The following is a 24452-nucleotide window of genomic DNA, read 5'->3' as shown; positions in this document are numbered from 1 at the left end:
GCCGGGCGAACGCCACTGTTGCAACCCAAGCATACGAGCGTTCACTGAGAAAAAGCTGGTCGGATCTACGCGGTGAACACCGCACCAACATCCGGCGTGTGACAGGTTGAGAGCATGACGAAACCGAAGCTGACCACCCTTCTCGCAACTGCAGGACTGACGGTGGGGTCGATGGTCGGCATCGGCGTCGCGCCCGCTGCCGCGCAGGAGCTGCCGACCGTGGTGCTGGTGCACGGAGCCTTCGCTGACAACACCAGCTGGGACGGCGTAGCCGACAACCTCCGCGGCCGCGGCTACCCCGTGGTGACGGCGGACAACTCGCTGCGCGGACCGGCGTTCGACGCGGCCTCGGTCACCGATGTCGTCGAGAGCATCGACGGGCCGGTGGTACTGGTGGGCCATTCGTACGGCGGCACGGTGATCAGCAACGTGCACGCCGACAACGTGGAAGCGCTGGTCTACGTCGCCGCGTTCATGCCCGTCGAGGGCGAACCCGTCGCCCTGGAACTCGACCCCATCCGATTCCCGGTGACCGCGCTGGTACCGCCGGTGATCGGCCTGTCGATCGTCGACGACTCCTCCAACCTGATCGGCAAGAACGTCGACTCGTACATCACGCCTGCCCTGTTCCGGCCGTTCTTCGCCCCTGATGTCACCGAGGAGCAGGCCGCGCGCATGGTCGCTCACCAGAAGACGATCGCTGCCGGTGCGCTGCTCGAGCCGAGCGGCCCACCGTCCTGGGCGGACACACCGTCGTGGGCGCTGATTCCCCAGCAGGATCAGATCATCCCGGCCTCGGCCGAGCGGTTCATGGCGCAGCGGGCGGGTGCTCGGGTGACCGAGGTGCCGGGTTCGCACGCGATCCTGGTCTCGAACCCCGCAGCCGTGGCCGACCTCGTCGCCGAGGCGGATGCGGGCAGCTGACACCTCACGAAACGACCTCGGGCCCGGCCACCTGTCGACGGTGGCCGGGCCCGAGGAGTGTTAGGACGAGCGTCAGATCCCGATGAGATCGTGATCGGCGACCTTCGCGGCAAGGATGCGTAGGTGCTCGTCGGCACCACCGAGCGTGTGCTCGATGGCCACCAGTCGACTGGTGTAGTGCCCCACCGGATATTCGGCCGTCACGCCGATTCCGCCGTGCAACTGAATGGCCTCCTGGCCGATCTTGCGACCGGACCGCGAGATCTGCAGCTTCGCGCGCGACGCGATGGTCGGGTCTACGTTGCCGTCGGCCAAGGACATCGTGGCGTACAGGCTCATGCTGCGGGCGAGTTCGAGCAGCACGTACATGTCCGCCGCACGGAAGGTGAGTGCCTGGAACTTGGCCAGCGGAACCCCGAACTGCTTGCGCTGCTTGAGGTAATCGGTGGTCAACCGAAGCGCCTCTTCCATCGCACCGATCGCCTCGGCGCAGAGCGCGGCCTGCGCTCGCACCTCGGCACCGGTGATGGCCGCGGCCGCGTTCTCGGCGGTGCCGAGCGGTTCGGCTGCGACGTCGACGAATTCGATCTGCGCGGCGCGCTGACCGTCGTGGGTGGCGTACGACTTGCGCGTGAGCCCGGTCGCGTCGGCGTCGACGACGAACAGTCCTGTTCCACCGGTGGGCAGCGTCGCACTGACAACGATCACGTCTGCGCTACCACCGTGCGGAACCGGGTTCTTCACGCCGTTGATCGACCACGAGCCACCGTCCTCGGTGGCGGTGGTGGCGACCTCGACGTTGGGCCAGCGGCTACCGGATTCGTTGTGCGCGAACGCCAACATCGACGATCCCTCGGCGACGGGCGGCAGGAGCCGCGCGCGCTGATCGGCGCTGCCGAGCTCGGAAATCAACCCGCCGGGGACGAGAACGGCGTCGAGAATCGGCTCCGGTGCGAGCCGTCGTCCGACCTCGGTCATCACGGCCATGATCTCCACCGGACCGGCGTCCATCCCGCCGTCTTCCTCGCTGAACGTCAGACCCAGCAGGCCGACCTCGGCCAACTGCTTCCAGACGTCGGTGCTCCAACCCAGCTCACCGGCAACGATCTTGTTGCGCTTCTCGGTGTCGTAGGCCCGCGAGAGAACCTCACGAGTGGTGTCGCGCAGCAGCTTCTGCTCTTCGTTGAGTTCGAAATCCATGTCTTCAGATGCTCCCTTACAGTCCGAGAATCGCAGAGGCGATGATGGTGCGCTGAACCTCGTTCGAGCCGCCGTAGATCGACACCTTGCGGTAGTTGAGATAACCCGGTACCGAGCGCTGCGCCCAGCCCTCGCTCTCGATGTCCTCGCCCGCCTCGTAGGGCAGTGAGTCCGGCCCGGCAACGTCCATCAGCAATTCGGTGGTGGCCTGCTGCAGTTCCGATCCCCGCAGCTTGAGGATGGACGACGCCGGATTGGGCTTGCCGTCGTCCGAGCTCGACACCATGCGCAGCTGAGTCAGCTCGAGGGCAAGCAGTTCGTTCTCGACCTCGGCCATCTTGGCCGCGAACAGTGGATCCTCGAGCAACGTGCCGGTGCCGACCTTGGTCTGCGCCGCGTGCTTCTTCGCCTGTCCCAGATGGACTTTGGTGTGTCCGGCCCGGGCGACGCCGGTGCGCTCGTTGCCGAGCAGGAACTTGGCGTAGCTCCAGCCCTGGTTCTCCTCGCCGACGAGGTTCTCCGCCGGAACGCGGACGTTGTCGAAGAAGACCTCGTTGACCTCGACACTGCCGTCGATCAGCTTGATGGGACGCATCTCGATGCCGGGAGTGTTCAGGTCGATCAGCAGGAACGAGATGCCGGCCTGCTTCTTCGGCGCGTCCGGGTTGGTGCGCACGAGCGCGAAGATCCAGTCGGCGTACTGGCCGAGCGTGGTCCACGTCTTCTGTCCGTTGACGATGTAGTCGTCACCGTCGCGGATGGCGGTGGTGCGCAACGACGCCAGGTCCGATCCGGCCTCGGGCTCGGAGAAGCCCTGGCACCACCAGATGTCGAGGTTCGCCGTCTTGGGCAGGAATTTCTCCTTGAGCTCCTGCGAGCCGAACGTCGCGATGACCGGGCCGACCATCGAGGCATTGAACGCCAGCGGCTCGGGCACCGACGCCAACTGCATTTCGTCGAGCCAGATGTGACGCTGTACAGCGGTCCAGTCGCGGCCACCGAACTCCGCGGGCCAATGCGGCACCGCCAGGCCGTTCTCGTTGAGGATTCGCATGGTCGTGACCACCTCGTCCTTGCTCAACTCCTGACCCGTCGCACTCTTCTCGCGAATCTCGGCGGGGACCTTCGTGGTGAAGAACGTCCGCATCTCGTCACGGAACGCGGCCTCTTCTTCTGTCAGGGCAAGATTCATCGACAATCCTCCAAGCTCGTTCGCGTATCTTCGTATCGACCGTACTCCCTGGTAACTCTGGGATATTCTCCGCTCACTATGACTCTTCTGGCACTGGTTCGGCACGGTGAAACGAACTGGAATCTGCACGGGCGCCTGCAGGGCTCTTCGGACATTCCTCTCAACGACACCGGGCGAGCTCAGGCCCGCGAGGCCGGCTACGAACTCGAGTACCGGACATGGGACCACCTGGTCAGCTCCCCGCTGATCCGAGCAGCGGAAACCGCAGACATCATCGGCGCGCACCTGGGTCTGACCCGCACCGCCGAGTTCCCCGATCTGGCCGAGCGGCACTTCGGTGACGCCGAGGGCTTCACCGACTGGGACGCGTATTCCCACTGGCCGGACGGCCGGTACCCGGGCTTGGAGCCGCGTTCGAACCTGATCGTGCGTGGCGTGCGCGCCGTCGACGAGATCGCCGCGCGCTACCCGGACTCGGCGGTGATCGCCGTGGCGCACGGCGGCGTCATCCGGGCGATCTTCGACGCGATCCGGCGACGCCACTCCCCGCGCATCCTCAACGCGGGCGTCTCCACCCTCGAACACGACGGTTCTCGCTGGACCGTTCGCACCATCAACGGCATCCCGGTCTGACAGAGTTTTCTTTCATGGAGATCGAACGTCGCATCACCGAACTCGGCTTCACCTTGCCCGGGGAACCGACCGCTCCGCCCGGTTTCGAGTTCTCGTTCGAATGGGTGCGCGTGCGTGGCAACCGAGTCTTCGCCTCGGGCCATTCCCCCTTGGACCGGGACGGCACCCTGGCCGGCCCGTTCGGTGCAGTGCCGTCGCAGGTCGATCTCGATTCGGCCACCGACGCCGCACGCGACACCGCGCTGGCGCTCCTCGGCAGCGTCGCCCGGGCAATCGGCGACCTCGATCGAATCAGCGCGTGGTTGACCGTGACCGGGTCGGTCAACGCCGACCACGGCTTCACTCAGACCACCACGGTCGTCAACGGCTTCTCCGATCTGGTGCTCGCCATCTTCGGTCCGGAAATCGGTGCCCATGCCCGCACCGCACTCGGGGTGGCGGCATTGCCGATGAACAACACCGTCGTGGTGTCAGCGGAACTGGAGATCGACGGGTAGGTTTTGCTCCACTCGTACATACGGCGAAAGCGGGCGCAGATGGTGCGCAGATCGATTCTTGCTCTGGTCGCGATTCTCATCGGCATCCTCGGGTTGTCCGGCTGCAGCTCGTCCTCACAGTCGCTGCTGGACCGGGTGCAGGACGAGGGCGTACTGGTCGTCGGCACCGAGGGCACCTACAGCCCGTTCAGCTATCAGGGCGCGGACGGACAACTCACCGGATACGACATCGACGTCATCAACGCCGTCGGAGCCGAGTTGGGCGTACGCGTCGACTTCGTGCAGACCCCGTTCGATTCGATCTTCGCCGGACTGCAATCCCAACGCTTCGATCTGATCGCCAACCAGGTCTCGATCACTCCTGCGCGCCAGTCGGCCTACGACCTGTCCACGCCGTACACGGTGTCGGAAGGCCAGATCCTCACCGCCGCAGACGACTCCACCATCACCTCTCTCGCCGACCTGGCCGGAAAGACCACCGCGCAATCGTCGACGAGCAACTGGGCCGAGGTCGCGGCGAACGCAGGCGCGAACGTCGAAGCCGTCGAGGGATTCGTTCAGGCGGTCACTCTCGTCAAGGACGGCCGCGTCGACGCCACCGTCAACGACTCCCTCGCCATCGCCGAATACCTGCAGCAGACCGGCGACACCGGCGTGAAGATCGCAGGCGAGACCGGCGACACGACGCTGCAATCCTTCGTGGCCCGCAAGGACAGTGGGTTGATGGACGAGGTCGACACCGCCATCGACACGCTGCGCGAGAACGGCACCATCGCCGAGATCTCGAACAAGTACTTCGGCAGCGACGTCGCCGCACCGACAGCCGACACCGTGGTTCCGACGAGCGACGACGCAGCGTCGACGGCACCGTCCAAAACGCAGCTCGTTCTCGACAACCTGTGGCCGATGCTCAAAGCCACTGTGACCATGACCATTCCGCTCACCGCCATCAGCTTCGTGATCGGACTCGTCATCGCCCTCGCGGTCGCACTGGCCCGGATCTCGTCGATCGCACCGCTCGCCGCGGTCGCCCGGTTCTACGTCTCGATCATCCGCGGCACTCCCCTGCTGCTGCAGCTGTTCATCATCTTCTACGGGCTGCCGCAGTTCGGCATCGTGATCTCGCCGTTCCCGGCCGCGGTGGTCGCGCTCTCGCTCAATGTCGGTGGCTACGCGGCCGAGGTGATCCGGGCCGCGATACTGAGCGTGCCCAAAGGGCAGTGGGAGGCCGCGCAGACCATCGGGATGGGCTACCGAACCACGTTGCAGCGCATCGTACTTCCGCAAGCACTGCGCACCGCGGTACCACCGTTGTCGAACACGCTGATCTCGCTGGTCAAGGACACCTCCCTGGCATCGACCATCCTGGTCACCGAGCTGCTGCGCGTCGCACAACTCGCGGCCGCACCGACCTTCGACTTCTTCACCCTGTATACCGTTGCGGCGCTCTACTACTGGGTGATCTGCATCGTTCTTTCGTTCTTCCAAGGCAAACTCGAAGTCCGACTCGACAGGTACGTGGCCAAATGACAGACCTGCTGGAAGTATCCGCACTGAAGAAATCGTTCGGGCCACTCGAGGTGTTGAAGGACATCTCGTTCACCGTGCCGTCCGGCACCGTCACCGTCATCATCGGACCGTCCGGATCCGGCAAGACCACGGTGCTGCGCACACTGAACGCACTCGACCAGGCCGACGCAGGCATCATCCGCATCGGGGACGTGTCGGTGGATTTCGCAGAATCCGTCAACGCGGCGCAGCTCCGACACTTCCGCGCTCAGAGCGGCATGGTGTTCCAGAGCCACAACCTGTTTCCACACAAGACGGTGCTGCAGAACATCATCGAGGGACCGGTGATCGTGCAGAAGCGAGCCAAGGACGACGCCATCCGTGACGCGCACGCGATCCTCGACCAGATCGGTCTCGACGCCAAGTCCGACCAGTACCCGTTCCAACTGTCCGGAGGCCAGCAACAACGCGTCGGAATCGCCCGAGCCCTAGCGCTGCGCCCCAAGCTGATGCTGTTCGACGAGCCCACCTCAGCCCTCGATCCCGAACTCGTGGGCGAGGTACTGGCCGTCATCAAAGGCCTTGCCGCGCAGGGCTGGACGATGGTGATCGTCACCCACGAAATCCGTTTCGCCCAGCAAGTCGCCGATCAGGTGCTGTTCATCGAGAACGGCGTCGTCCTCGAACGCGGCACACCGGAACAGGTGCTGGTGAACCCGACGGAGCCCCGTACCCGCCAGTTCCTGCAGCGCATATTGGCCTAGAGGGGCTGTAGAGGGGCTGCGCCCCATGTGCGCGGAACTTCGTAGCAGGGGTCGAGTTTTCACTCACCTGCGGCGAAGCCGCTCTAGAGGTGCGGCAGCACCTTGTCCAGGGTGATCGGCAGATCGCGGACTCGGACGCCGGTGGCGTTGTAGACGGCATTGCCGATGGCCGCCGAGGATCCCACCGCACCGATCTCACCGATTCCCTTGCCGCCCATCGGCGCGAGTTCGGTGTCGACTTCCTCGACCCACACGGCCTCGAGATCGGTGACGTCCGCGCACGCCGGGATGTGGTACTCCGCGAGATCGTGATTGGCGAACCCGCCGAACTCGTGATCGGTGATGCCGTTCTCCATCAGCGCCATGCCGAGTCCGAACGTCATTCCGCCGATGAGCTGAGACCTGGCCAGCCGCGGGTTCATCACCGCGCCGATGCCGAAGACACCGAGCATCCTGCGGACCCGCACCTCACCGGTGTCGATGTCGACCGCGACCTCGGCGAACTGGGCACCGAAAGCCATGCGCGCCAGCTCCTTCTGCCCCTCGACGTCGTCGGTGGTGTCGGCCTCGGCGGAGTTGCCCGGCTCGTACGAACCCTGAGACTTCAACGAGTGGCAGACCTTGGTGACGGCCCAGCCCCACGACGAGGTACCCGAGGATCCACCGGCTCCCGGAGCGGTCGGCAGTGCGCTGTCGCCGAGTTCGACGGTCACGCTGTCGGCATCGACCTCGAGAGCATCGGCGGCGATCTGTCGCAGCACGGTGCGCGCGCCGGTACCGATGTCCGACGCGGCGACGGACACCGTGATCGTGCCGTCCGACTCCACTCGCGCCGACGCGGTACTCGGTGAGATCAACACCGGGTAGCTGGCCGTCGCGACTCCCATGCCGACGAGGGTGTTGCCTTCTCGACGCTGACCGGGTGTGGAATCGCGGCGGTCCCAGCCGAACTTCTCCGCACCCTCGCGCAGGCACTGCACCACGCTGCGTGAGCTGAACGGGTTACCACTGGCGGGATCGACGTCCGGCTCGTTACGAACGCGCAATTCGATCGGATCGACACCGGTGGCCGCGGCCAATTCGTCGATGGCCGTCTCGACGGCGAACATGCCGGGTGCCTCGCCGGGTGCCCGCATCCACCGCGGCGTTCCGACATCCAGCTTCGCGAGACGGTGGGTGGTGCGACGGTTGGGGGCCGCATAGATGTGCCGAGTCGATTCCGACGTCTGCTCGCAGAACTCGAAGATCGTGCTGGTCTGCTGGAACGAATCGTGCGTGATCGCCTGCAGCACACCGGTCGAATCAGCGCCCAGACGAACGTGATTGAGCGTCGGCGTGCGATACCCGACGACATCGAACAACGCCTGCCTCGGCAGCACCAATTTCACGGTGCGGCCGGTGGCTCGCGCGGCCATCGCAGCGAGGATCGCGTTGGGCCGAGTACTTCCCTTGGCTCCGAATCCGCCGCCGACGTTCTCGGCGACGACGCGAACGTTCTCGGGCTCGAGGTCGAACGCCGTGGCGAGATCGCCCTGCACACCCGACGGTGCCTGCGTCGAGTCCCACAGCGTCAGAACGCCGTCGGCCCACTGCGCCGTGGTGGCATGCGGCTCCATCGGACTGTTGTGCATCGGCGCGGTGGAATACCAGTTGTCGACGACATGCTCGGCGGTCTGCAGCGCCGCATCGGGCTCCCCGATCGTCACGTCGGTGGGAAAGCCGGCGTTGACGGACTCGGGTGCGTAGAGCGAGCCGTGCTCGGCCGTCAGAGTGTTGTCGGGTGAGCGGACATCGGTGTACTGCACCCGCACTCGGGTTGCGGCGGCGCGGGCGTCCTGAAGAGTATCGGCCACGACGACGGCCACGATCTGACCGCGGTACGCGACGGTGTTCGATTGCAGGACATGCAGTTCGGCGTCCTCGACCTCACCCAGCTTCTCCGCGTTGCCGTGCCAGATGATCGCATGCACCGTGGGGTCGTCGTCCAATTCGACTCGTTCGACCGTGCCCGCGGGAACTGTCGCGGGCACGTACCAGGCGTACAGCTGCCCGACGGCCTGCGGTTGCTCGGCGGCGTACCGAGCCCGGCCGGTGACCTTCGCGATCGATTCGGTGCGCTGAATCGGTTGTCCGATCGATGCAGTCATGACCGGTCTCCCGACACTGTGAGTTCCGCCAAGGTGCGGGTGACGAGGTTGGTCACCAGTGGGATCTTGAACGCGTTGTCGCGCAACGGTTCCGCTGCGTCGAGTTCCAACGCGATGGCCCGCCGGAACGACGCCTCCTCGGCAGCCGCGCCGAGCAGCGTGTACTCGGCCGTGCGAGCCCGCCACGGCTTGTGCGCCACGCCGCCCAGCGCGATCGACACCCCGCGCACGATTCCGTCCTCGACATCGAGAGTGGCAGCGACCGAGGCGACCGCGAAGGCGTAGGACTGCCGGTCTCGCACCTTGCGGTAGGTGGAGACGGTGCCGTCCGCCGGTGCCGGTATCTCGATGGCCGTGACGATTTCGTCCCGCGCGACCGTGTTGTCGCGCTCGGGCGCGTCGCCGGGGAGCCGATAGAAGTCATCGATCGCGAGGGTGCGCTCTCCGTCGACTCCGCGCACGACCACACGTGCGTCGAGAGCGGACAGCGCGACCGCCATGTCGGAGGGATGCGTCGCCACGCAGGCCTCCGAGGCCCCGAGGATGGCAAGGTTGCGGTGCTCACCGGTCCGGGCCGGGCAGCCCGACCCGGGTTCGCGCTTGTTGCACGGCTTCGATGCATCCATGAAGTACACGCACCGAGTGCGCTGGAACAGGTTCCCGCCGGTGGTGGCCATGTTGCGTAATTGACCCGAGGCACCGGCCAGCACCGCCCGCGAGAGCACCGGATAACGCTGACGCACCACCGGGTGCACCGCGAGATCACTGTTGCTCACGCCGGAACCGACACGAAGCGAGCCGTCGTCGGATACGTCGATGTCGTGCAACGGAAGTCGCGTCACGTCGATCAGCGTCGTCGGGCCCACGACTCCGAGTTTCATCAGGTCCACGAGGTTGGTTCCCCCGCCGAGCAGCATCGCGTTCTCGTTCTCGGCGAGGCGGGCCACGGCGTCGTCGACGGCGGTGGCTGCGTCGTACTCGAAGGTCTTCACGACGCGTCCCGTACGGCCGACACGATATTGCAGTAGGCACCGCAACGACAGAGGTTGCCGCTCATACGTTCTCGTATTTCGTCGGGATCGAGTTCGACGTCGGCACCCTCGATGTCCTCGGTGACCGCGCTGGGCCATCCCTGCTTGGCCTCTTCGATCACCGCGACCGCCGAACAGATCTGCCCGGATGTGCAGTACCCGCACTGGAACGCGTCGCGATCGACGAAGGCCTGCTGCACGGGGTGCAGGGTGTCGCCGTCGGCCAACCCCTCGACCGTGGTGATCTCACGATCCTGCTGCGCCACTGCGAACGTCAGGCAGCTGTTGATCCGCCGGCCGTCCACCAGCACCGTGCAGGCCCCGCACTGCCCGTGGTCACACCCCTTCTTGGCACCGATCAGGTCCAGGTTCTCGCGGAGAGCGTCGAGCAGGGTGGTTCGGGTATCGCAGTCGAAAGCGCGGTCGGTCCCGTTGACACGGAGAGTGACGTTGGTCATGCACGGGCGGATACCCGCGGCCTCGGCCACCAAACGCTCGCGCTGGGGTCGTGCGTGGAAACTCGTAGTGGGCTACGAAGTGCCGTGCACGTGCGCTAGCGCCGCCCCTTGTACTTTCCGCCGCCACTACGTCCGGGAGGACCGGAATCGGGTTGCAGTTGAATCAGTACGCCACTGATGCGGGTGCGGCGCAACGCCTCGACGGTCTCGTCGGCGAGGTCGGCCGGCAACTCCACCAACGAGTGATCGGGACGAATACTGATGTGCCCGAAGTCGCTTCGACGCAGACCGCCCTCGTTGGCGATGGCACCGACGATCGCTCCCGGGGCGACGTGATGCCGCTTGCCGACGCTGATGCGGTACGTCGCCATCTCCTGGCCGGTCTTGCGATGGTGCGAGCTGGCCGCATCCTCGTCGAACGTGCGCGGTGGCCGGGGTTCGCGCGGCTCGCGCGGTGCCCGCGGCGGGGCAGGCGGCTCGGGCTTGAGCAGGAACGCCTCGCCGTCGCGGGACTGAATGGCCAGCGCCGCTGCGATGTCGACCAGGGGCACGTCGTGCTCGCGCTCGTAATCCTCGATGAGACGACGGAACAACGCCAGGTTCTCGTTGCCGAGGCTCTCGGTGATGGAGTCCTTGAACTTCGTCACGCGCTGCGCGTTGACGTCGTCGACGCTCGGCAGCTGCATCTCGGTGATCGGCTGACGCGTCGCACGCTCGATGGCCTTGAGCAGGTGCCGCTCGCGCGGTGCGACGAACAACAGTGCCTGCCCGGCGCGACCCGCTCGGCCGGTACGACCGATGCGGTGCACGTAGGACTCGGTGTCGTGCGGGATGTCGTAGTTGATGACGTGCGAGATGCGGTCGACGTCGAGACCGCGGGCCGCGACGTCGGTGGCCACCAGAATGTCGATCTGACCGTTCTTGAGCTGACCGATGGTGCGCTCACGCTGGGCCTGCACGATGTCGCCGTTGATCGCCGCGGCCGAGAAGCCCCGTGCGCGCAGCTTCTCGGCGAGCTCCTCGGTGGCCTGCTTGGTACGGACGAACATGATCATCGCCTCGAACTCTTCGACCTCGAAGATTCGAGTGAGCGCCTCCAGCTTGCGCTGATGTGCCACCTGGACGTAGCGCTGAGTGATGTTCGGTGCCGTCGACGTCTTGGTCTTGACGGTGATCTCCACCGGGTCGTGCAGATACTGCTTGGAGATCTTGCGAATCGCGGCCGGCATCGTGGCCGAGAACAACGCAACCTGCTTGTACTCCGGGGTATCGGAGAGGATGCGCTCGACGTCCTCCTGGAAACCCATCTTGAGCATCTCGTCGGCCTCGTCGAGCACCAGGTACTCGAGCCCGGACAGGTCGAGCGTGCCCTTCTCGAGATGGTCGATGACGCGGCCGGGAGTACCGACGATGATCTGTGCGCCCTTGCGCAGACCGGAGAGCTGGATGCCGTACGCCTGACCGCCGTAGATCGGCAGAATGTGCAGACCGGGAATGTGGGTGGCGTACTTGCCGAACGCCTCGGCGACCTGGAGCGCCAGCTCACGGGTCGGGGCCAGCACCAGAGCCTGCGGCACCCGACGCGAGACGTCGAGACGCGAGAGGATCGGCACCGCGAACGCGGCGGTCTTGCCGGTTCCGGTCTGCGCGAGTCCGACGACGTCGTTGCCTGCCATCAGCGGCGGAATGGTGGCCGCCTGAATGGGCGACGGGCTCTCGTAGCCGACATCGCGGAGGGCCTTCAGGACCCGCTCGTCGATCCCGAGGTCGGCGAAGGTGATGTCGTCGCCCGCTGGAACGGCGGACTCCTGCGGGGGCGAATTCGTCTCGTCGGACGTCACGGCGGCATCCTGTTCAGTTTCTGAAGTGCTCATATGTCGCACGAGTTTAGTACCTGCTCGGGCCCTGCGAACCCTTCTACGCTGATCAGGTGACGAAAACGGTCACGACGGCCTGCGGTGCGAGCGGCCTCACACCGGCGACCCCACACCCGAACGCGACTGCGGACGGTTAAGTTGTACCCCGAGTCACACTCAACTCCCCCGGACTCGCGGCAAAGTCGACAAACCGGACACCCCGGATGGTGCGCCACGGCCTCGAATGTGATGAAATGCACAACTACCACGCTATTTTTCCGTAAGGGGTCCAGCAGTGCGCGAATATTCTGTGCCGGCGTCGTTCACCATTCCTGACGACGCATCCATGGCCGACACCGTCTACAGGTACGAGAAGGAATCGCCCAACTTCGTACCCTTCCAACGTCTGGTGAACGGCAACTGGACCGATGTCACCGCAGCTCGCTTCGCGACCGAGGTCGCGGCAGCAGCCAAGGGACTGATCGCCTCCGGTATCGAACTCGGCGACCGTGTCGCGATCCTCAGCGCGACGCGCTACGAGTGGGTCGTCCTCGATTACGCCATCTGGTCCGCAGGTGGCTGCACCGTCGCGATCTACGAGACCTCCTCCGCCGACCAGGCGCAGTGGATTCTCGAGGACTCCGCCACCAAGTTGCTCGTCGTCGAGACCGCAGCGCACGCCTCGAACCTCAAAGAGGTCACCGAGGGTGCCAAGGATCTGCGTGAGGTCCTGCAGATCGACGCCGGAGCCATCGACGAGCTGACCACCCGCGGAGCCTCGGTCAGCGACGAGGAACTGCATGCACGACGCCATCAGGTCAGCGCGGCATCGCCCGCGACCCTGATCTACACCTCGGGCACCACCGGACGGCCCAAGGGCGTTCAGCTCACGCACGCCAACTTCTACGCCGAGGTGCAGGCCACCCAGATCGCGCTGCACGACTCGATGAAGGAGGGCAACCGCACACTGATGTTCCTCCCGATGGCGCACGTGTTCGCCCGCGCCGTCTCGTTCGGCTCGTTCGAGTCCAAGGTCACTGTCGGACACACCTCGGACGTGACGACGCTGGTGGATCAGTTCGCCGTGTTCAAGCCGGACTTCATCCTGTCGGTGCCGCGTGTGTTCGAGAAGGTCTACAACTCCGCCAAGCAGAAGGCACACGACGGCGGCAAGGGTTCCATCTTCGACAAGGCCGCCGCGACGGCCATCGAGTGGAGCGAGGCCCAGGAAAAGGGCGGAGCCGGGCTGGTTCTGAACCTCAAGCACACGGTGTTCGACAAGCTCGTGTACTCCAAGCTGCGCGCCGCACTCGGCGGCAACTGCACCCGCGCGGTGTCCGGTGGTGGACCTCTCGGTGCCCGCCTCGGCCACTTCTTCCGCGGTGCGGGCGTCCCGGTCTACGAGGGCTACGGCCTGACCGAGACCAGCGCGGCCATCACCGTCAACACCACCAAGGAACAGCGCGTCGGCACCGTCGGCAAGCCCATCGACGGCCACTCGGTGAAGGTCGCCGAGGACGGCGAACTGCTGCTCAAGGGACCGGTCGTGTTCAGCGGCTACTGGCACAACGAGAAGGCCACCTCCGAGGCCATCGTCGACGGCTGGTTCCACACCGGCGACCTCGGTGCCATCGACCAGGAAGGCTACGTCTCGATCACCGGCCGCAAGAAGGAGATCATAGTGACTGCGGGTGGCAAGAACGTCGCCCCCGCAGTGCTCGAGGACGCCCTCCGCGCGAACGCGATCATCAGCCAGTGCCTCGTCGTGGGCGACGCCAAGCCGTTCATCGGTGCGCTCATCACCCTCGACCCGGAGGCACTGCCGGGCTGGCTCGAGCGGCACAACCTGTCCGCGGACATTCCGTTCTCCGAATTGTCCAAGAATCCCGAGATGGTCGCCGAGATCGACAAGGCCGTCGCCGAGGCCAACAAGAAGGTCTCGAACCCGGAGCAGATCAAGAAGTACACGATTCTCGAGAACGACTTCACCGTCGAAACCGGTGAGCTCACCCCGACGATGAAGCTCAAGCGCAACATCATTCATGCCGAGCGCGGCAGCGACATCGAAGCCATCTACTCGTAGATCGACCACAAGAGAACGGGCCCGGCGCGATCCTCGCGCCGGGCCCGTTCTCTTTGTTTGTCAGGACATGTGGTCGTCGAGGAATTCCGCCACCACCGACGTCACCTGCAGATGGATCTTCTCGTGCAGCAAGTCGTGGCCACCGTCCTCGAATTCGCGCAGGGACGCGTCGGGAACGCCGCCGATCCACTCGCGCACCGCATCGACCGGAGCCAGACGATCGTCCACGCCGTGCACGGCCAGCAGCGGAATGACGTTGTCGGCGAGATCGGTGACCGAGCCGGTCACCGACTTGGGTGTTCCGCACAGTACGGCGCACTGCACCGCCTCCGGATGCGCACCGAGGGCTGCGATGGCCGTCGCCGCGCCCAACGAATGACCCATCAGTGCGAACGACAACTCCGGGTGTTCGGCCTCGGCGATCTCGAGCAACTGCAGCGCGTTCTGCGCGAGTGCGGGAATCTGAGCGGCGTCCGTCAACTCACCTTCGGTGAGGCCGTGGCCCACGTGATCGACCGCCCACACATCGACTCCGCGTCCGTTGAGGACGCGAGCGAAACGGTGATAATGGCCGCTGTTCTGGCCGAGACCGTGCAGAAAAACGAGACCGAAACGAGCATCGGGGACAGTCCAGTTTCGGTAGTGGACCGCGCCGGTGGCTCCGTCGAAAAAAGGCATTCGATCATTTTGCCTCCTCGCGACGGCATCCGCGCGCAACGTGACCGGTACCGCTCGCGGCGGTGACTAGGGTGGGCGCGTGTTCCTCATCGGCGATCGCGTCATCTACAGCGCCAGCGACCTCGCCGCGGCAGCGTCGTGCGAATTCGGACTGCTGCGCCGACTCGACGGCCTCACCGGTCTGATCCCGCGGGCCACCGCCGAGCCGGATCCGATGCTGGACCGCACCTCTGCACTCGGATTCGAGCACGAACGCCGTCAACTCGAGACATTCCAGCAGCGGTTTCCCGGCGGTGTCCTGACGATGGACCGACCGGGACGCACCGCGCAGGAAATGGCCGACGCGGCCTGGGCGACGTTCACCGCCCTGACCTCCCGCACACCCGTGGTCTATCAGGCCACCTTCTTCGACGGCCGATTTCTCGGTTTCTGCGACTTCCTGGTGGCCGAGGGCGATCGGTACGCCGTGTACGACACCAAGCTGTCGCGGCACGCGAAGGTTCCGGCACTGCTGCAGTTGGCGGCCTACGCGGACGCGCTGCGGTCCGGCGGCATCACCCCGAGCGACGAGGTGCACCTGATGCTCGGCGACGGCAGCGACTCCGCGCACTCGCTCGCCGAGATCCTGCCGGTCTACCGACAGTCCAGGGAACACCTGCAACACATCCTCGACGAGCACCACGCCGAGGGGACCGTCGTCGACTGGTTCGACTCGCGCTACTCCGGCTGCGGACAGTGCGAGGCATGCACGGTCGAGGTGGAACAGCACCGCGACCTGGTTCTGGTCGCAGGCATGCGCGCGAGCACCAGGGACAGACTGCTCGACGCCGGCATCTCGACGGTCGACGAACTGGCTGCATCGACCGGAAGCGTGGACGGCATGTCGTCTCGCACGGTCACGAATCTGCGAGCTCAGGCCGCGCTGCAGGTTCGCCAGGAGCGCAGCGGCGACGCCGAATTCGAGGTCTTCGACGCCGACGCCCTCGGCGGCATCCCCGAGCCCGATCCGGGCGACATCTTCTTCGACTTCGAGGGCGACCCACTGTGGGCCGAGGCCGGCAGTGCCGAATGGGGTCTCGAGTACCTGTTCGGCGTCTACACCGCCGACGGCGACTTCCTCCCGTTCTGGGCGCACGATCGCGCACAGGAACGCCGCGCCCTGATCGACTTCCTCGACTACGTGACCACCCGTCGCGCCGCCTACCCGAACATGCACGTCTACCACTACGCGCCGTACGAGAAGACCGCGCTACTGCGCCTCGCCGGACGCTACGGAGTGGGTGAGGACGCAGTCGACGACCTACTGCGGGACGACGTTCTGGTGGACCTCTACCCGATCGTGCGATCTGCGGTGCGCATCGGAGCCAGGTCGTACAGCATCAAGAAGCTCGAACCCCTGTACATGCCTGCAGCCCGCGACGGGGACGTCACCGATGCGGCCGCGTCGATCGTCGAATACGCGAACTGGTGCGATCTACGAGACCAGGGCAAGGACGCCGAGGCTGCTGCGCTCCTCGCCGATATCGCCGAGTACAACCGCACCGACTGCGAATCGACGCTGCGACTGCGGAATTGGTTGCTGGGGCGCGCGTCGGACGCCGGTTTGCACCCGCGGGCTCGGCAGCATCTCGAACTCGAAGACGGTGCGACGGACACCGCGAGCCCGCTGGAGCTCGAACTCGCCGACTACGCCGGTCTGCCGTGGGAGCGCACCTCGACGCAGCAGGCCGTCGCATTGTTCTCCGGTTCCATCGGCTACCACCGACGCGAGCGAAAGCCGTTCTGGTGGGCGCACTTCGATCGGCTCACTCACCACTTGGACGAGTGGGCCGACGCAGCCGACGTGCTGAAGGTCGAGCGCGCCGAGCTGGTGCACGACTGGATGAAGACTGCACCGAAGCAACGGGTCCTGCGACGACAGCTCAAGCTGTTGGGGCATCTGAGCAGCGGCGTCCTGTCGAGCTCGAAGGTCAAGCTGCTCTACGACAACCCGGCCCCGGAGGGATTACCGAAACAGCAGCCGACCCATCGCGCGACCACGACGGTCGAGATCGTGGAGGCGGGCTACGAGGGCACCCTCGACATGGTGGTGGTGCAGGAGAACCTGCGCAAGGGAGTGGACGAGTACCCCGACTTTCCCGTCGCCACCGCACCCGAGCCGCCCCCGGCCACCAAGTATCTGGAGCAGGCGATCGTTGCCGTCGCGGCCGAGGTCCACGCCGCGCTGCCGCACCTTCCGCGCACGGCCGTCGCCGATCTGCTGACACTCTCGCCGCCCCGAACCCGTTCCGGCACCGGACTTCCCGAGGTGCACGCCGGCGACTACGCGGCGGCCGCCACGGCGGCACTGCTCGATCTGGACCGGTCGTACGTTGCCGTACAGGGACCACCCGGGACGGGGAAGACGTACACCGCTGCGCGGGTCATCGCCGAGTTGGTCGATGTCCATCACTGGCGGGTCGGGGTGGTGGGCCAGTCGCATCACGTGGTGAACAATCTGCTGGACACGATTGTTCAGGCCGGAGTCGACCCGGGTCGGGTGGGTAAGAAAGCCCCGACCGCCCACACCGTCGTCGACCCGGCGGAGTACTCCCGCTTCGTCACCGAGGCCGAGGACGGCTGCGTCATCGGCGGTACCGCCTGGGACTTCTCCAACCCCGGCCGCATTCCGCCCGAGTCGCTCGATCTGCTGGTCATCGACGAGGCCGGGCAGTTCTCGCTGGCCAACACCATCGCCGTCTCGGTGTCCGCACGCAACCTGCTGCTGCTCGGCGACCCGGCACAGTTGCCGCAGGTCAGCCAGGGCACCCACCCCGAACCCGTGGACGAGTCGGCTCTGGGTTGGATCACCAACGGTCACCCGACCCTGCCCGCCGACCGAGGGTACTTCCTGGCCACGACGTGGCGGATGCATCCCGATCTGTGCGCGCCGGTCTCAGCACTGTCCTACGAGGGCAAGCTCGAGTCCAACCGTGCTGTGACACAAGCACGTTCACTGGAGTCGCTCGAACCCGGCCTGCACGTCGTCTACCTCGACCACCACGGCAACTCCACCGACTCGGTGGAGGAAGCCGACGAGATCGTCACTCACGTGCAGAAGCTGCTGGGCCGACTGTGGAGCGACCCGCAATCCTTCGAGGGTGCGCGGCCCATGGACCAGGGCGACTTCCTGGTCGTCGCGGCCTACAACGCGCAGGTGGCCGTCATCGCCCTGCGACTCGCGGCAGCGGGACTCGACGAGGTCTCGGTGGGCACCGTCGACAAGTTCCAAGGACGACAGGCACCGGTGGTGTTGATCTCGATGGCCGCGTCGGCAATCGAAGACGTGCCACGGGGCATGGAATTCCTGTTGTCCCGCAACAGACTCAACGTCGCCGTCTCGCGTGGCCAGTGGGCGGCGATACTGGTCCGGTCGCGGGCACTGACCCGGTACCTGCCGTCGACCCCGGCCGGACTGGTCACCCTCGGCACTTTCATGAGCCTGTGCGAGAACGGAATTCAGCCGAACGCCATGCCCTCACCACGATAGGTGGGGACCGCCTCGACGGACCCGTCGGCGTGTACCAGATGCAGGGTGTCGAATCGCTCGCACAGCTCGCCGGCCTTGGCATGCCGGAACCAGACGCGATCACCGATCCTGATCTCGCCCGCTCCGCTCACCGGAGTCTGCACCTCGCCCGCACCTTCGTTGCGCAGCAACTTCAAACCTGACGTCACCGCGCCCCTGGCCTTTCTCGACCACGCGATCGGCCGCGGGGACCTCGACGTCGACGCCGGACCCGACGCGATGTAGCCACCGCCGAACAGCGTCGCGATCTGTGGCGTCGGCTTGCGCACCGCGGGCAACGCGAAGAACAGCGAGGGCTCGGCCGAGAACGCGCGATACCGATCGAAGAGCGTCGGCGCGAACAGACCCGATCCCGCGGTCACCTCGGTGACGACCGGATCGGCCGCCGAGAACTCGATCGACCCGGTCCCGCCACTGTTGACGATCTCGATCCGGCCGACTGCCGCGGTCACGGCCTCGACCACCGCCGTTCTGCGCGTGGAGATCTCACGAGACGACAGCGACTTCATCCATTCCACCGCGAGATTGGCGTCGGGCACACCGGCGATCTGCGCCTCGTAGAACATCAGCCCGACCACCCGAAACCCCCGCGCATGCGCCGCCCGCGCGAAGGCGGCGACCTGCTCGGGTTCGCGCAGTGGCGAACGTCTGACACCGATGTGCAGCGGCCCGATCCGCAGCGAGGCATCGACGTCGAGACAGATACGGGGCTTGAGAAGATCACTGGCGGTGGCGTCGCGCACGATGTCCAGCTGTGCGACGTCGTCGACCATCAGCGTGATGCGCCCAGACAGAACACGATCGTTGACGACCTCGGCGAGGGCGGTGCGGTCGACCGTCGGGTACCCCATCAGGATGTCCTCGACGCCGTGGCGTGCCAACCAGATCGCCTCACGCAGGGAGTACGCCATGACCCCGCTCACGCCGTCGGCCGCGAGCACCCGCTCCAAAACCGCCCGGGACCGAACCGACTTGCTCGCGATCCTGATCGGCACTTCGTCCGCCCGTGCTCGCAGCGCCGCAGCATTGGCATCGAGGGCCGCCAGATCGACTGCAGCCAATGGTGATTCGAGCCCTTCGGTGGCAGCGGCGATACGGGACAGTGGTGTCGTGTCGGTGGTTGCGACACCGGCGATCGAACTCATGCGGCTCATTCCTTTGTCGTTGCCAGGTCCGAACAGTCAAACACTCCACAGCCGAGAAGTCCCGGCGAGCATTCAGCGGTCCTGAGCCTTGGCCGCTATCAGACCCGACAGGTCGTCGATCTGCGCCAGCACCTCGAGATCGTCGCCGTCGACCAACCATCGCAGCACGAGGCCGTCGAGGGTGGCCATCCCGAAACGCGCGATCGACGCCACCGGCTCCAGCCATCGCGTCCCGGTGTGGGCGGAACACTTCTCGAAGAACAACCGGGCCTCGGAGTCCCGGATTCGGTACTGCCCACTGGCGATCTCGGCGGCCGTGGCGGACCCGAGCGCACGATGGCGCAGCAAGTAGGTCTTGATCTCGTACGCGAGCAACTGCCGACCCGGTGACTTCTCGATCAGCAACCACACCGCGCTCAGACCGCCGTGCACCAGCTCGCGCAGACCACGGACACCCGGGAGTTCGCGCGTGCCCACCGCGCTGTCCAACGCGGCATGCAGAATCTCGGTGACGTCGACGATGAGGTGCTCCCCCATCGCGATCACCAGATCCTGCTTGGTCTCGAAGTGGTACTGCACGATGCCCTTGGTGACGTCGGCGTGCTCAGAGAGAGCACGCACGGTCAGAGACTCGATGCCGACCCGCTCCGCGACATCGATCGCAGACTGCACCAGTTGTGCGCGCCGCACATCAGCGGGCAGCCTCGATTGCATCACCCGATCCTAGGGCGCAGACGAGTTCTGTGCCTCCGATTGACCCACGGGAGTGGAGCCTGCGGAATGACCTGGAGGTTGCAGCAGTGGAGCGTGCGGAATGACCTGGAGGTTGCAGCAGTGGAGCCTGCGGAACGACCTTCGGTTTGAGCAGTGCGATAGTGATTCGATGATCGAGCGGTCGTGGCAGAACTGGGCGGGCAACCAGCATGCGTATCCGTTGCATCGAGCCGAGCCTTCATCGGTGGACGAGTTGCGTGCGATTCTGCGGGATGCCGTCGAACGATCTCGGACGGTGCGGTGCGTCGGAGCGGGCCACTCGTTCACTCCGATCGCGGTCACCGACGGCGTTCAGATCAGCCTGGATTCGCTGCGCGGGATCGAATCGGTGGTGCGCGAGGACGACGGTTCCGCCCGGGTGACGGTGCTCGCAGGCACCCGGCTTCGCGATCTGACCGCGCGGTTGTGGGACCTCGGCCTGGCCATGACCAACCTCGGCGACATCGACGAACAATCGATTGCCGGAGCCATCTCCACGGGCACTCACGGAACCGGAGCCCGCTTCGGCGGCATCGCTACCCAGGTGTACGCACTGGAGCTGATGACCTCGGACGGCCGCCTCGTGCAGTGCTCTCGCGAGGAGAACACGGAACTGTTCCACGCGGCCCGCGTCGGGCTCGGTGCGCTCGGTGTCATCACCCGAGTCACGCTCGAATGCGTTCCGGCCTTCGCCCTCCGGGCCGTCGAGGAGCCGTCGACGCTCCGGGCGACGCTCGCCGATCTCGATGCGATCGTGGCAGGCGTCGACCATTTCGAGTTCTACTGGTTTCCGCACACCGACCGGGTGCTGACCAAACGCAACACCCGCCTACCCGGCGACGCTGCGCTGCGTCCGCTGGGAAAGGTGCGGTCGTATCTCGACGACGAATTGCTGTCCAACACCGTCTTCGAGAGCCTCAACCGCGTGGTGACGCGGGTGCCTGCCCTGATTCCGCGCCTCAACTCGGTCTCGGCCCGGGCGCTGTCGGCGCGTGAGTACACCGATCGTTCGTACCGGGTGTTCGCGTCGTCGCGGACCGTCAAGTTCGTCGAGATGGAATATGCCGTGCCTGTAGCCGAGATCGGCGGGGTGCTGCGCGAGGTGGATCGCTGGCTCGAACGGTCTGCCGTGTCCATCGCGTTCCCTGTCGAAGTGCGGTTCGCCGCGGCCGACGACATCTGGCTCTCCACCGCGTACGGGCGCCCGACGGCGTACATCGCCGTGCACCAGTACCACCGACGTGATCACCGCGAGTACTTCGGCGCCGTCGAGGCCATCTGCCGCAGCGTCGGCGGCAGGCCGCACTGGGGCAAACTGCATTCCCTCGACGGCGACGAGCTGCGCGATACCTACGAACACTTCGACGACTTCCTGCGTGTTCGGGATGCGATGGACCCGATGAAGCTGTTCGGCAGCAGATACCTCGAGCGTCTGCTGTCCTGAGCGGCCGACCGGTGTAGCGCTGCGCGCAATTTTTGCTCCACTCCTGCGACCGTCGAGTGGGTTTCCCCAGGCCAACGGGTCGATTGGAGTGTCCCGTGCGCGCAGCCACTCCCCGCACGCTTACATTGGAACGAGTGAGCACAGGAAAACGCGCGCTGTCCGGCATCGTCGCCGCCGGGGTGGTCCTCGGCGTCGGTGAATTGATCGCCGTACCCATCGGACCCAACTCGTCACCGCTGACCGCCGTCGGGTCCTCGGCCGTCGACAACAGTCCGGCCCCGATCCGTGAATGGGCCATCGACACGTTCGGCACCTCCGACAAGCTCGCCCTGTTCATCGGCATGGCAGTGGTGATCGGAGCGATCGCCGCGGCGGCAGGCATCGCCCGCAAGCCGATCGGTGCCGTGGTGTTCGCCGCACTGGGCGTCGTGGGCGTACTCGCGGCAGTGACCCGACCCGACGCGACGGCCCTCTACGCAGTCCCGACCATCGGCGGCGTCATCGTCGGCATCGTCGTGCTGCACGCCCTCATCGGTGCCGCCGCGCCTGCGACCGAGGGAATGAACCGACGCAGCTTCCTCACTCTCGCCGCCGGTGCCGCGGTACTCGGCGTCGTCGCCGGAACAGCCGGACGGATGCTCACCTCCGCCCGCGCCGTCACCGCCGATCGACTCGGCTTCATGCTGCCCACGCCGACGCCGCAACCCCCGATACCGGCCGGGGCTGACCTGCAGATCGACGGCCTCGCGTCGTACATCACCCCGAACGACGACTTCTACCGCATCGACACCGCGTTGGTCGTGCCGCGCGTGGCGTCCGAGGACTGGTCGCTGCGCATCCACGGCATGGTGGACCGCGAGATCGAGCTGACGTTCGCCGACCTCGCCGAGCGCCAGGCAGTGGAGAAGACGGTCACGTTGACCTGCGTGTCCAATATCGTCGGCGGCGACCTCGTGGGCAATGCGACGTGGATCGGCTACCCGCTCAAGGACATTCTCGAAGAGGCAGGCATCTCCCCCGACGCCGACATGGCCCTGTCGTCGAGCAGCGACGCCTTCACCGCGGGCACTCCCCTCGAGGTTCTGCTCGACGGCCGCGACGCCCTCCTGGCCGTCGGGATGAACGGTGCACCGCTGCCCGTCGAGCACGGCTACCCGGCCCGGCTCGTCGTCCCCGGTCTGTACGGATACGTCTCGGCGACCAAGTGGGTCACCGACATCGAGATCACCCGCTTCGACCGCGCGACGGCATACTGGACCGACCGAGGTTGGGGCGAACGCGGACCGATCAAGACGGCCTCGCGGATCGACACCCCGCAATCGGGCAGTTCCGTGCCGGCCGGACAGACGGTGATCGCCGGAGTGGCGTGGGACCAGCACACCGGAATCGACGGCGTGGAAGTGCAAGTGGACGAGGGCAACTGGGTGCCGGCCACGCTGTCGGAGGAGTACTCCAAGGACACCTGGCGGCAATGGACGGTCGAGCTCGACCTACCCGCGGGGCCGCATTCGATCCGCGCCCGCGCCACCAACTCCGCGGGAGAACTGCAGACCAACAGGACCGCAGACACCGTTCCCGACGGTGCCACCGGCTACCCCAGGATCTCGGTGACGGCGAGCTGATCTAGACAGTCACGAAGCTCGCGCGGATCGAGTTCTCGGCCAACACGTTTCGCTCCTGCAAGGTCAACCCCATACCTGCTTCGAGGGCAGCGAAATTGTCGTCGACGTAGCCGCCGAAGTAGGCGGGATCGTCCGAGTTGATCGACACCGACAGGCCCCGCTCGAGCATCTGTCGCAGCGGCAGCTGCTCGACAGTGTCGATCACCTTGAGCCGGACGTTGGACAGTGGGCATACCGTGAGCGGAATCTGTTCCTCGACAAGACGATTCACCAGCGCCTCGTCTTCGAGGCACCGCACCCCGTGGTCGATGCGCTCGACCTTCAGCAGATCCAGTGCCTGCCAGATGTAGTCGGGTGGACCTTCCTCACCGGCATGGGCGACGACGTGCAGACCCTCGGCGCGGGCCTTGGCGAACACGTCGACGAAGAGCGATGGCGGGTAGCCCACCTCTGCGGAATCGAGGCCGAGACCGATGATCGGGGCCTGCATGGCCAACAGATCGTCCAACAGTTGATTGGCATGCAGCACCGGCTTGTCCCGCAGGATCGACGCGATCAACCCACTGGTGACACCGAATTCGCGCTCACTGGACGCACATGCGTCGGCCAATCCCTCGACGACAGCCGCGAGCGGGACACCGCGCTCGGTGTGCGCCTGCGGATCGAAGAAGATCTCCGCGTGCGTCACCCCGGCCTGCGCGGTGCGGCGGAAGTAGGCCCGGGCGAGATCGGCGAAATCCTCGGCAGTGCGCAGCACGGCCATGTTCGCGTAGTACAGATCCAGGAACGACTGCAGGTCGCTGAACTCGTATTTCGCCCGCAGTTCATCGATGTCGTTGTACGGCAGCGACAATCCGTTGCGCTCGGCAAGATCGAATATCAGCGGAGGTTCGAGCGACCCTTCGATGTGCAGGTGCAGTTCGGCCAGCTGATCAGTACTCACTCACC

The 24452-nt window shown here is 65.9% G+C and carries 19 protein-coding genes; 9 read left to right on the top strand and 10 right to left on the bottom strand.

Translation table 11 applies throughout. From position 1 onward, the window contains the following. The first annotated feature begins 114 nt into the window (after positions 1 to 114). Positions 115 to 924 carry an alpha/beta fold hydrolase gene (locus tag CH283_RS03865; protein ID WP_094641337.1) on the top strand — a complete coding sequence of 270 codons (810 nt, stop codon included), beginning with the start codon at positions 115 to 117 and terminating at the stop codon, positions 922 to 924. Positions 925 to 996: 72 nt separating this feature from the next. Here the strand turns inward: CH283_RS03865 and CH283_RS03860 are convergent, their stop codons facing one another. Together CH283_RS03860 and CH283_RS03855 are read right to left on the bottom strand one after the other, a co-directional pair. Continuing rightward, positions 997 to 2124, bottom strand: a complete 1128-nt coding sequence (locus CH283_RS03860; protein ID WP_068053274.1) for an acyl-CoA dehydrogenase family protein — start codon at positions 2122 to 2124, stop codon at positions 997 to 999. A gap of 16 nt (positions 2125 to 2140) precedes the next feature. Next, entirely contained in the window at positions 2141 to 3316 is a 1176-nt protein-coding gene (locus CH283_RS03855) for an acyl-CoA dehydrogenase family protein (RefSeq protein ID WP_068053271.1), read from the bottom strand. Positions 3317 to 3394: 78 nt separating this feature from the next. Here CH283_RS03855 and CH283_RS03850 point away from each other — a divergent pair, with 78 nt between their 5' ends. From CH283_RS03850 to CH283_RS03835, 4 genes are read left to right on the top strand one after another with little or no spacing between them, the layout of a single operon-like run. Next, a complete protein-coding gene (locus tag CH283_RS03850; protein ID WP_068053269.1) occupies positions 3395 to 3949 on the top strand; it encodes a histidine phosphatase family protein in 555 nt (184 codons plus the stop codon). 14 nt (positions 3950 to 3963) lie between these two features. Further along, entirely contained in the window at positions 3964 to 4446 is a 483-nt protein-coding gene (locus CH283_RS03845) for a RidA family protein (RefSeq protein ID WP_068053267.1), read from the top strand. A gap of 39 nt (positions 4447 to 4485) precedes the next feature. After that, positions 4486 to 5976, top strand: coding sequence for an ABC transporter permease subunit (locus CH283_RS03840; RefSeq protein ID WP_094641335.1), 1491 nt, complete (start codon positions 4486 to 4488; stop codon positions 5974 to 5976). Then, entirely contained in the window at positions 5973 to 6719 is a 747-nt protein-coding gene (locus CH283_RS03835; protein WP_068053258.1) for an amino acid ABC transporter ATP-binding protein, read from the top strand. The genes CH283_RS03840 and CH283_RS03835 overlap by 4 nt, the downstream gene beginning before the upstream one ends. Before the next feature lie 83 nt (positions 6720 to 6802). Here the strand turns inward: CH283_RS03835 and CH283_RS03830 are convergent, their stop codons facing one another. The 4 genes from CH283_RS03830 to CH283_RS03815 form a co-directional block, all read right to left on the bottom strand. Further along, the gene (locus CH283_RS03830) at positions 6803 to 8866 is read right to left on the bottom strand and encodes a xanthine dehydrogenase family protein molybdopterin-binding subunit (RefSeq protein WP_094641333.1); all 2064 of its coding nucleotides are present in this window, start codon (positions 8864 to 8866) and stop codon (positions 6803 to 6805) included. Beyond that, positions 8863 to 9858 (bottom strand): FAD binding domain-containing protein, encoded by a 996-nt coding sequence (locus tag CH283_RS03825; protein WP_094641331.1) that lies wholly within the window; start codon positions 9856 to 9858, stop codon positions 8863 to 8865. Before CH283_RS03825 ends, CH283_RS03830 begins: the two co-directional genes overlap by 4 nt. Continuing rightward, a complete protein-coding gene (locus tag CH283_RS03820; protein ID WP_068053261.1) occupies positions 9855 to 10355 on the bottom strand; it encodes a 2Fe-2S iron-sulfur cluster-binding protein in 501 nt (166 codons plus the stop codon). Before CH283_RS03820 ends, CH283_RS03825 begins: the two co-directional genes overlap by 4 nt. 95 nt (positions 10356 to 10450) lie before the next feature. After that, the gene (locus CH283_RS03815) at positions 10451 to 12229 is read right to left on the bottom strand and encodes a DEAD/DEAH box helicase (RefSeq protein ID WP_068053249.1); all 1779 of its coding nucleotides are present in this window, start codon (positions 12227 to 12229) and stop codon (positions 10451 to 10453) included. A 277-nt stretch (positions 12230 to 12506) separates the two neighbouring features. Here CH283_RS03815 and CH283_RS03810 point away from each other — a divergent pair, with 277 nt between their 5' ends. Further along, positions 12507 to 14294 (top strand): AMP-dependent synthetase/ligase, encoded by a 1788-nt coding sequence (locus CH283_RS03810; RefSeq protein ID WP_176460380.1) that lies wholly within the window; start codon positions 12507 to 12509, stop codon positions 14292 to 14294. A 60-nt stretch (positions 14295 to 14354) separates the two neighbouring features. On the opposite strand, the gene CH283_RS03805 is transcribed toward CH283_RS03810, so the two are convergent. Next, complete coding sequence (locus tag CH283_RS03805) at positions 14355 to 14972, bottom strand: alpha/beta hydrolase (protein WP_068053245.1); 618 nt, start codon at positions 14970 to 14972, stop codon at positions 14355 to 14357. Between the two features lie 79 nt (positions 14973 to 15051). Here CH283_RS03805 and CH283_RS03800 point away from each other — a divergent pair, with 79 nt between their 5' ends. Next, complete coding sequence (locus CH283_RS03800; protein ID WP_094641328.1) at positions 15052 to 18501, top strand: TM0106 family RecB-like putative nuclease; 3450 nt, start codon at positions 15052 to 15054, stop codon at positions 18499 to 18501. Here the strand turns inward: CH283_RS03800 and CH283_RS03795 are convergent. Together CH283_RS03795 and CH283_RS03790 are read right to left on the bottom strand one after the other, a co-directional pair. Next, entirely contained in the window at positions 18471 to 19685 is a 1215-nt protein-coding gene (locus tag CH283_RS03795; RefSeq protein WP_094641327.1) for an alanine racemase, read from the bottom strand. The genes CH283_RS03800 and CH283_RS03795 overlap by 31 nt on opposite strands. A gap of 72 nt (positions 19686 to 19757) precedes the next feature. Further along, on the bottom strand, positions 19758 to 20399 hold the full coding sequence (locus CH283_RS03790; RefSeq protein WP_068053247.1) for a TetR/AcrR family transcriptional regulator: 642 nt from the start codon (positions 20397 to 20399) through the stop codon (positions 19758 to 19760). Positions 20400 to 20568: 169 nt separating this feature from the next. Between CH283_RS03790 and CH283_RS03785 the strand changes: the two genes are divergently transcribed. After that, on the top strand, positions 20569 to 21882 hold the full coding sequence (locus tag CH283_RS03785) for a D-arabinono-1,4-lactone oxidase (RefSeq protein ID WP_094641325.1): 1314 nt from the start codon (positions 20569 to 20571) through the stop codon (positions 21880 to 21882). Between the two features lie 134 nt (positions 21883 to 22016). Then, on the top strand, positions 22017 to 23504 hold the full coding sequence (locus CH283_RS03780) for a molybdopterin-dependent oxidoreductase (RefSeq protein WP_094641552.1): 1488 nt from the start codon (positions 22017 to 22019) through the stop codon (positions 23502 to 23504). A 1-nt stretch (position 23505) separates the two neighbouring features. On the opposite strand, the gene CH283_RS03775 is transcribed toward CH283_RS03780, so the two are convergent. Beyond that, positions 23506 to 24447 (bottom strand): adenosine deaminase, encoded by a 942-nt coding sequence (locus tag CH283_RS03775; RefSeq protein WP_068053229.1) that lies wholly within the window; start codon positions 24445 to 24447, stop codon positions 23506 to 23508. Positions 24448 to 24452 lie beyond the last annotated feature (5 nt).

This window comes from Rhodococcus sp. 05-2254-2, from assembly GCF_002259095.1.
Taxonomy (GTDB): domain Bacteria; phylum Actinomycetota; class Actinomycetes; order Mycobacteriales; family Mycobacteriaceae; genus Rhodococcoides.
The sequence above is the reverse complement of the archived record's forward strand: the minus strand, read 5'-3'. Positions and strand labels throughout refer to the sequence as shown.

Bases quoted from the DNA above. Each gene is read 5' to 3' on its own strand.
- CH283_RS03865 (WP_094641337.1), top strand. From the start codon at position 115: ATGACGAAACCGAAGCTGACCACCCTTCTCGCAACTGCAGGACTGACG.
- CH283_RS03860 (WP_068053274.1), bottom strand. From the start codon at position 2,124: ATGGATTTCGAACTCAACGAAGAGCAGAAGCTGCTGCGCGACACCACT.
- CH283_RS03855 (WP_068053271.1), bottom strand. From the start codon at position 3,316: ATGAATCTTGCCCTGACAGAAGAAGAGGCCGCGTTCCGTGACGAGATG.
- CH283_RS03850 (WP_068053269.1), top strand. From the start codon at position 3,395: ATGACTCTTCTGGCACTGGTTCGGCACGGTGAAACGAACTGGAATCTG.
- CH283_RS03845 (WP_068053267.1), top strand. From the start codon at position 3,964: ATGGAGATCGAACGTCGCATCACCGAACTCGGCTTCACCTTGCCCGGG.
- CH283_RS03840 (WP_094641335.1), top strand. From the start codon at position 4,486: ATGGTGCGCAGATCGATTCTTGCTCTGGTCGCGATTCTCATCGGCATC.
- CH283_RS03835 (WP_068053258.1), top strand. From the start codon at position 5,973: ATGACAGACCTGCTGGAAGTATCCGCACTGAAGAAATCGTTCGGGCCA.
- CH283_RS03830 (WP_094641333.1), bottom strand. From the start codon at position 8,866: ATGACTGCATCGATCGGACAACCGATTCAGCGCACCGAATCGATCGCG.
- CH283_RS03820 (WP_068053261.1), bottom strand. From the start codon at position 10,355: ATGACCAACGTCACTCTCCGTGTCAACGGGACCGACCGCGCTTTCGAC.
- CH283_RS03815 (WP_068053249.1), bottom strand. From the start codon at position 12,229: ATGAGCACTTCAGAAACTGAACAGGATGCCGCCGTGACGTCCGACGAG.
- CH283_RS03805 (WP_068053245.1), bottom strand. From the start codon at position 14,972: ATGCCTTTTTTCGACGGAGCCACCGGCGCGGTCCACTACCGAAACTGG.
- CH283_RS03795 (WP_094641327.1), bottom strand. From the start codon at position 19,685: ATGAGTTCGATCGCCGGTGTCGCAACCACCGACACGACACCACTGTCC.
- CH283_RS03790 (WP_068053247.1), bottom strand. From the start codon at position 20,399: ATGCAATCGAGGCTGCCCGCTGATGTGCGGCGCGCACAACTGGTGCAG.
- CH283_RS03785 (WP_094641325.1), top strand. From the start codon at position 20,569: ATGATCGAGCGGTCGTGGCAGAACTGGGCGGGCAACCAGCATGCGTAT.